The organism is Mesotoga sp. (assembly GCF_035363035.1).
Lineage (GTDB): Bacteria > Thermotogota > Thermotogae > Petrotogales > Kosmotogaceae > Mesotoga.
Genome location: NZ_DAOSEH010000097.1, coordinates 1 through 7,631, shown reverse-complemented (window position 1 = coordinate 7,631; position 7,631 = coordinate 1). Strand labels below are relative to the sequence as shown.

7 protein-coding genes are annotated in these 7,631 nt (G+C 50.8%); all 7 read right to left on the bottom strand.

Annotated features, from left to right (window positions below; all coding sequences use genetic code 11):
- Positions 1-35: 35 nt before the first annotated feature.
- The gene (gene ortB, locus PKX57_RS10660; protein WP_214047590.1) at positions 36-1,442 is read right to left on the bottom strand and encodes a 2-amino-4-oxopentanoate thiolase subunit OrtB; all 1,407 of its coding nucleotides are present in this window, start codon (positions 1,440-1,442) and stop codon (positions 36-38) included.
- The gene (gene ortA / locus PKX57_RS10655; RefSeq protein ID WP_213921451.1) at positions 1,435-1,746 is read right to left on the bottom strand and encodes a 2-amino-4-oxopentanoate thiolase subunit OrtA; all 312 of its coding nucleotides are present in this window, start codon (positions 1,744-1,746) and stop codon (positions 1,435-1,437) included. Before ortA ends, ortB begins: the two co-directional genes overlap by 8 nt.
- Positions 1,747-1,748: 2 nt before the next feature.
- Positions 1,749-2,774: a 2,4-diaminopentanoate dehydrogenase gene (gene ord, locus PKX57_RS10650; RefSeq protein ID WP_214049099.1), complete on the bottom strand. Its 1,026-nt coding sequence runs from the start codon at positions 2,772-2,774 to the stop codon at positions 1,749-1,751.
- Between the two features lie 165 nt (positions 2,775-2,939).
- Positions 2,940-4,604 carry an ATPase, T2SS/T4P/T4SS family gene (locus PKX57_RS10645; protein ID WP_213921454.1) on the bottom strand — a complete coding sequence of 555 codons (1,665 nt, stop codon included), beginning with the start codon at positions 4,602-4,604 and terminating at the stop codon, positions 2,940-2,942.
- 30 nt (positions 4,605-4,634) lie between these two features.
- Positions 4,635-5,684 (bottom strand): cell division protein FtsZ, encoded by a 1,050-nt coding sequence (gene ftsZ / locus PKX57_RS10640; protein WP_470745122.1) that lies wholly within the window; start codon positions 5,682-5,684, stop codon positions 4,635-4,637.
- Positions 5,674-6,966, bottom strand: coding sequence for a cell division protein FtsA (gene ftsA / locus PKX57_RS10635; RefSeq protein ID WP_213921448.1), 1,293 nt, complete (start codon positions 6,964-6,966; stop codon positions 5,674-5,676). Before ftsA ends, ftsZ begins: the two co-directional genes overlap by 11 nt.
- A gap of 6 nt (positions 6,967-6,972) precedes the next feature.
- Positions 6,973-7,569, bottom strand: coding sequence for a DUF4894 domain-containing protein (locus PKX57_RS10630; protein WP_470745123.1), 597 nt, complete (start codon positions 7,567-7,569; stop codon positions 6,973-6,975).
- Positions 7,570-7,631 lie beyond the last annotated feature (62 nt).

Below are 7,631 nucleotides of genomic sequence, written 5' to 3'. Positions count from 1 at the left end.
TCTCCGGTCGAAATCATCAGGTCGCTGTATTGCCATTACCGACTTACCTCCTTTAAGAGCCGAGCCGCCTCATCTCTGGTGAGTTTGATTTCCCGGGCAAGATAATCCAGGTCTTTTTCCGAGGGGACAATCTGGCGTTTGATCAGCTCTCTTATGTAAGACTCTCTGAGTCTATCTAGTCCAAGCTCTGTGTACTTTATCTGTGAGGGGTTCTCCGGAATTGCGATCACTTTGCCGGGTACGTCATGGGTGAGGGGATCGCCTCTAACCACTTTCACCCCGTTTTTCCTTGCGAAGGTCAGCTGGGCCGATGGAGCCTTTCCCGCGCCCGTGTACTCCGTTTCCTGAACCACGATGGTCGAATCTTCCGGCAGCTCCCTGGCCAGCGCTATCGCAGCCGTCAGGCTGGTGTTTCCGGCCGGTCCCCGCTGGAGACCTTCGAGCCGAGCCAGCATCTCCGTGACATAGAAGACCTCTCCTTGCTTGACCAACAGATAGCGATCCATGTATCTTAGAGGCCTAGCGGCATTTCTGGGCACGTCGCTCCTATCGGGGAAGACGGCGAAGGGTATTCCAAATCCGGTGTGGCCGGTGGTGAAGGACTTCCTATTGAAGTCTCTGTCGCTGGCCATGTGGAGACCAGACAGATCGACGCTCGCACCGATCACACTGGTCTTTTCGGCTCCAGCCTTAATCAACCCCCTGGCCGTTCCGGTGAGGTTACCTCCGCCTGCGTGGGTCGCGAGAACGAAATTGGGATCTTTACCGATCACTCTTCTCGACTGCTGTGCTATCTCGAAGCCGAGCGACTCGATTCCGGCTATCGCAAATGGCGTGTATAGCGAGGCGTTGAAGTAGCCAGTCTCTTCAAGCAGGAGCAAAAAGTAATAAAAGAGTTCAGGTCCCACCGAAAGCTGCGCAACCTCCGCGCCGTAGGCCTCGCAGGCTCTCGCTTTTTCCAGTATCTCGGGTTGACCAGTACCAGTTCTGTCGTAACACTCCTGAATCACTATGCATTTGAGACCTCTTTTCATCGCCTGCGAGGCAACAGCCGCTCCGTAGTTGCCGCTGGTTGCCGCGATGACACCTCTGTAACCGAGCTCCTTAGCCCTGGCAACGCTGACCGAAGCCCTCCTGTCTTTGAAACTTCCCGAGGGGTTGGCAGCCTCGTCCTTGAGAAAGATCCTGGCCCCTTTGCCTGGCTCGCTGATTTCTCTGACCAGTCTCGTGATATTCTTGAGCTCAACCAGAGGTGTGTTTCCGACACCTGTCTCACGCTGGATGGCCGTTATTTCTTCCATAGGGTAAGCTGTGTCACTCATCAAGCCTTCGTAGTCAAACCCGATACCTTCAAGTTCATACTTATCGTATTCGATCCCTATCGAAGCCCGCATGATTTGTGCCTTTCTCGACATCACCGATTCATAACTCATATCACTCATTTTCATCACCACCGGCGAGCCAGATGGTCAACTCGTCACCGGCCTGCGAAAGCTCGGGGACATAATCACCGAAATCGTGCACGTGTCGGGGTTCTATTATCTCGAGAGCTCCTTCTACCAGCCTGCCGGCGGCCGTTAGAATCCTGACGACCTGGCCGATGGAGGCCGATCCGTCCTGTAGAAAACCCCTGACCCTCAATTCCAGTGGAACGTCTGCGGTGTCGGAGGGAACTGATGGGGCACGCTCCCCGGCTTTCAACAGGATGCTGTGAATCTGCACCCACTGTCCTCTTCTGGCCATCATATCTAGCTCTCCTTGATGTCGTCCATCAGGCATTTTGGAACGGGCAATTCGCTCATGTCCAGTAATCCAGGTGCTGCGTTTATGACTTCCGGTATCATGTTGGTCGCCAGCGCTATAGTGCCTTTTCCGCCGGGGATCTCCGGTTTTATTGAAAGGTGTATATCGGGTTCACCATAGATATCTATGTAGTCGCCGGTCTCGATGCCCTCTATTGCGGGCAGTATCTGTTGCGGGTGTATGAGCTCTATCTTCAATTCGCCTCCGCAGAAACCTCTGCCCGTGTGCCTACAACCGGCCACTATACCGGGCTTTATGTGGGCTACTGCTGTTTTTCGTTCCGTAGCCGAGATTATTGGTTCCCTGGTTTCTTCGATTCTGTCGATCTTCCAGCCCATGGCGTTGCCGATCATAGCTATCGATTGCTGAAAGCCTATGTGACCGACTATATCTCCCTCTTCTAGACCACGCTTGAATTCCTCTGGAGTGGTTCCCACGCCCTGGGTCTCCATGACGGTCTTGCCAAAAGGCGAGAGGTCGTTTATCCTGCTGGCCTTTATTCTATCGACCCTTAGACAGGCGCCTGTCATGGCTATTATCAGCAGATCCAGTACAAAACCCGGGTTGATTCCCGTGCCGAGGATGGAGATTCCGTATTTCCATGCGAGGTTTTCCAGGATTTCAGATTCTTCGGGGTTGGACTTGTACGGATAGGCCATTTCCTCTGCGATGGTAAGTACGTTTACGTGGTTCTTCGCAGTGAGTTCTATTTTCGGCATGACTTCGTCAACAAAGGAATTCGTCGCAATTAGAACTATGTCTGGTCTCGTCTCCAGAATCGCCTTTTCCGGATCGGAGTAAACTCTGCGACCGTTTCTTTCCAAACCGAGAACTTCACCGAGATCCCTGTCGATCTTCGACGGATCTCTCTCGATGGCACCAACCAGCCGTAGTTCTTTCTTTCTTAGAACGTTTTTCGCGATGCCGCTTCCCATGGCACCAAGACCCCATACAAGCACTCTGTATGCCATAAACAACCTCCCTGTTCGATTTTCTCTGTATCTCTCCAGTTAAATCCTACCATCGAAACCGGGGCTAGGCTATTTGGGCAATCATTGGCTATCGGCGATAAAAGCCGAATATTCTAATCTTGTTCGAGTATGTTTGGGTATGCGTGAGTATGGAGTGTAACCGAATCAGATTTCTATGGCGACTCTCTTTATCTCCTCAATCGATGTCACTCCGTCTATCACTTTCTGGACTCCATCGGTGTAGAGCGTTCTCATTCCTCCGGAAGTTGCCGCAGCGGAGATCTCTCTTTCCGATGCGTTTTCGGCTATGAGCTGTCTTAACTTGTTATCCACGATCAGAACTTCGTGGATACCGGTTCTTCCACGGTAACCCATTCCGCGGCATTCGGGGCAGCCGTTTCCAGGGATGTATTCGATGAAATCGTCCCTGTTGGGGTAGATGTGGCTTGCCACTCTCTTTACTTCCTCTCTCATCGGGATCTTGATTTTGCAGTTGTTGCAAAGTTTTCTCACCAGTCTCTGACCAACAACACCTATTAACGAGGTTCCCAACAGGAAGGGATCTACACCCATGTTCACGAGTCTAGCCACGGCTCCGGAGGCGCTGTTGGTATGTATCGTCGAGAAGACAAGGTGTCCGGTGAGCGAAGCTTCGATGGCCAGCTGGGCCGTTTCTCTGTCACGGACCTCTCCAACCATTATGATATCCGGGTCCTGCCTCAGGAAGGATCTCAAATACCGGGCGAAGGTTAGGCCTATCTCCGAGTTGACCTGACACTGAGCTATGCCTTCGATGGTATATTCTACGGGGTCTTCGGCGGTCAAAACATTTACCCTGTCGGAGGTGACCTGATTCAAGACCGCGACCAGCGTGGTTGACTTACCGCTTCCGGTCGGCCCCGAAACCAGTATTATGCCATAAGGGGAGTTTATGATGCTTTCGAAACGTTCCCTGTTGTAATCGGAGAGTCCGAGGTCTTCGAGCCTTTTCCTCGCGTTGGAGACCCTCAAGATCCTCAAAACGACTTTCTCTCCGAAGATGGTGGGCATGGTGGAAACCCTGAGGTCGAACTGTTCGCCGCCGCGTCTTATGTAAAACTTTCCGTCCTGAGGAAATCTTCTGTCGGAGATATCCATGTTGCACATGACCTTAATTCTCGAAACGACTGAATTGTGAGCTTTTCTCGGATAACTCAACACTTTCCTGAGAACACCGTCTATCCTGAGCCGGGCCACGGCCATCTTTTCATAAGGTTCCAGATGAACGTCGCTGGCATCGCTTCTTATACCGTTGTCGAGCAGAGAGTTGATGAACTTCGCGACCGGGGTATCTTCGCTGTCCTGGCCTTTTTCTTCATCTATTCCGATCTCGGAATCCTCTATGTTGAAGGTGTGCTCTATGATCTCGCTAGAGGCCGATTCTTCGTAGGAAGACTTGTAGAGAGCGTCGAAGATGGGCGGAGAAACCAGCAACGTGTTAACACGACTTCCAGTAAGGAAAGAAAGCTCCCTGTCTATCTGCGGAACTTTCAAAACATCCGTCGTGACGACCCTTATGGTGTTTATTTCCGGCAGGTATTCTATGGGAATAACTTTGAGTCTATCGGCCACGGGCTTGGGGATCATCCTGAGGATCTCGGGAGAGAGCAGGTTGGGAACCTCTTCAAGGACCTTGAGACCGTACTGTCTTGAAAGGGCGCCGTAGATATCTTCCCAGGAGATCACCCCCATTCCCACTAGAGTCTCTCCGAGGGGTTTCCCGACTTTTTTCTGGATCGCGACGGCCTGCTTAAGATCGTCTTCGCTCAGGAGACCGTGTTCGACAAGCATCTCCCCAAGCCTTTTATAGACCTTCAATGACTATTCCTCCTCGTTGATGTCCAGTCCAAATCTGTAAATAGCCGGGATGTCGGAAGCGTCTCCCATGAGTTCTCCTTCGTCCAGTTCCAGACCTGCGGCTATCAGTGTAATATTCAATTCATCGTTGCTCATTTCTGGGTCGACGATCAAGCCCAGCTTAACGTCGGCATCTTCGCTGCAGTTCTGTCTGACTATCGCCGCGGCTATGTTCATCTCCCTGAGGGTTATGTTCTTGGCCGAGACGTTCAGGATGATACCTGTGGCGTTATCGATGGGCTTTTCGAGGAGTCTGCTTTCCAGGGCCCTTCTAGCCGCCTCTTCGGCTCTGCGTTCTCCAGAACCGACACCGATACCGAGCATTGCGGTTCCCGCATTTCTGAGAACCGATTCCACGTCGGCGAAATCGAGGTTGATGTAACCTCTCTTGGTTATCAATTCGGAGATACCTTTGATTCCGTGGTGAAGCGTCTCGTCTGCCTTGGCGAAGGCATCGACGATCGAGGTGTTAGGTGGTAGCTCCTGGAGTAGTTTGTTGTTGGATATTCTTATCAGAGTGTCCACGGAGTTCTTCAGCTTTCTCAATCCCTCGTGTCCGGTCCTCAATCTGGTGTTGCCCTCGAAGAAGAAAGGCGTTGTGACGACGGCGACCGTTAGTATTCCCATCTCTCTAGCGATCGACGCCACAATCGGCGCGGCCCCCGTACCTGTACCGCCGCCCATTCCCGCGGTTATGAATAGCAGATCCGTATCTTCGAGGAAAGTTCCTATCTCATCGACACTCTCCTCTGCGGCCCGCTCTCCCACGTTTGGATTTCCACCGGCCCCCAGACCCCTTGTGAGTTCGGTACCCAGCTGGATCTTCAGCTCGGCCTTGTTACTCTCGAGAACCTGGATATCGGTGTTGGCAGCTATGAAAGTGACTCCATGAATCCCTTCGGAAATCATTCTATTAACGGCGTTTCCACCGGCACCTCCGACGCCTATTACCTTTATGGCCGGGAGCCGGATTTCTGTCTTGCTTTTCTTACCCGTGTCAAGCTCAAAGCTCATCATCGACACCTCCAAAGAAGAGGGATTTTATGAATGATCCAAAACCTTTTTTAGGTCTTTCAACTGCGCCTTCCAAAATCTCTCCCTGTACTTCTTCGGGGGACACGAGATTGCCCAGACAGGAACTGAATATCGGATCGTTGGAGACATCGTGGCTGTTCTCTATACGACGATTGAAACTGGTTTCGTAGGTACCGATCCTCACAGGCATTTTCAGAGATTCAACCCCAACATCGGTCAACCCTCTCAATTTCGAACCGCCGCCGGAGAAGACCACTCCACCAGGAATCCTCTCTTCAGAGTACTCGGGATTGTTTATCACAAACAGTTGGATTTCCTTTCTGATTTTGTTCAACAGCTCTTTCACTCTTGCGTATATGACTGTAGATAGTCTCCTGACGGAGACGTTCTTTCTCGTTCTTTCATCGAGTCCAAAGTATTCTACTACATCTTCTGGATCGGGCGGATACATACTGCAGTGGCCGTAGTTCACGAGCAGTCTCTCGGCCTCGTCGACCGAAGTCCCGAGCACTCTTGCCACGTCGAGAACTATATGTCTTATCCCGAGAGGTATTCGGGAAATATAGACCGGGAGATTTTCTCTGTATATCACTATCTCAGAGAAACTATGCCCTAGAACCACGCAGACGACACCGTGCTGCTTTTCGGTATCGGTTAGAACCGCCTCCGAGGCCGATATCAGTGCCGGTGATATCAGAAAGTCCCCGCGGCCGAACAGCTCTTCGAAGAGCCTGCGGAAGATCTCGACGGATTTCCCTTCGCTGGATACGAAGACCATCTCCACATCGAGTTTTCGAGCGTACATCTCCACAGGGTTGAAGACCACTTTGTCGGCATCTAGTATGTATTTTCTGATGTAACTCCTGTGTATATTTGTGTTGCCGGTCTTCATTTTCTCGGTCTTGAGACGGCTCATAAGGTTCTGTATGGTCTTCTCAGTAACCATCACCTGTTTCTCTTCGGAAAGAATCTCCTCGATGTTTTCGGAGAAAACCGAGTAGTCGCCGTCTGTGAAACTTATTCTGAAGTCGGCTTCGACGTCCTTCTTTCCCATCTGTCCCGTAAGCTCTTCAATAAGTTTTTGTATCGATTGCTTTAGGGCAACAGCGTCCTTCACCTCGCCCTTGTCGAGCCCCACGGTCTTTACACTCCCGTAGGCCTCGAGAACCATCTGTCCCGTTTGCTCTCTACTGACTACAACACCTTTCAGTGTGTTGGTACCTACATCGAGAGAAACTGTATAGTCCTTCCCCCTGGCCATCTAGTGTCACCTCGCTCTCAACAGTTTTCCATCGCTTAAAAAGATGTATTCACTTCTGTCTGAGGCGTTTTCAAGCTGAAGAAGCAATTCTTTGCTCGCATTGAGCTTCTCCCAGTCAAGTACCTTGACCGTTATTCCCCTTCTGAGAAACAACGTGTTGTTCCTGTAATCAAAGTAAGTGACCAATCCGGAGATTCTTCTTTCAGCAAGGATACCCTCAACCGCCCCGGTAAAATCATCTATATCATTATCGACAGCTTTATAGACGCCTTCCACCAAAACAAAGTTTAACCCGCCCACCACGGGAAAACTGGTGATTTCGTCCATCGAAGCGTGATCCACAATGACGAAATCGTCCGAAACCCAGTAATAGGAATTATCGTAGAACACGATATACTTCCCGGGTTTCAGAAAGACTCTATTCCCCGAAACATCCACTGTTGCCGGTGGGTAAATTATATCAGTTTTCCACCTTCTTCTGAAAGCCAGCGGAAATTCTATAACGGTTTCCTCGGGATTGACGATCTTTGTGAACTGGGCCAGAGGAACCGTGAAAAAAGACTCAACGACAAAATTGATTATCGCAACGAACCATACGGTCATTATAGTAACCATACAGATCGCCGCTCTCAAAGAAAGACTCATACGTCAAGATTGGAAATGCT

Coding starts and splice junctions, on each gene's coding strand:
- PKX57_RS10645 (WP_213921454.1), bottom strand. CDS start 4,604: ATGCTTGTCGAACACGGTCTCCTGAGCGAAGACGATCTTAAGCAGGCC.
- ftsZ (WP_470745122.1), bottom strand. CDS start 5,684: ATGAGCTTTGAGCTTGACACGGGTAAGAAAAGCAAGACAGAAATCCGG.
- ftsA (WP_213921448.1), bottom strand. CDS start 6,966: ATGGCCAGGGGGAAGGACTATACAGTTTCTCTCGATGTAGGTACCAAC.
- PKX57_RS10630 (WP_470745123.1), bottom strand. CDS start 7,569: ATGACCGTATGGTTCGTTGCGATAATCAATTTTGTCGTTGAGTCTTTT.
- ord (WP_214049099.1), bottom strand. CDS start 2,774: ATGGCATACAGAGTGCTTGTATGGGGTCTTGGTGCCATGGGAAGCGGC.
- ortA (WP_213921451.1), bottom strand. CDS start 1,746: ATGATGGCCAGAAGAGGACAGTGGGTGCAGATTCACAGCATCCTGTTG.
- ortB (WP_214047590.1), bottom strand. CDS start 1,442: ATGAGTGATATGAGTTATGAATCGGTGATGTCGAGAAAGGCACAAATC.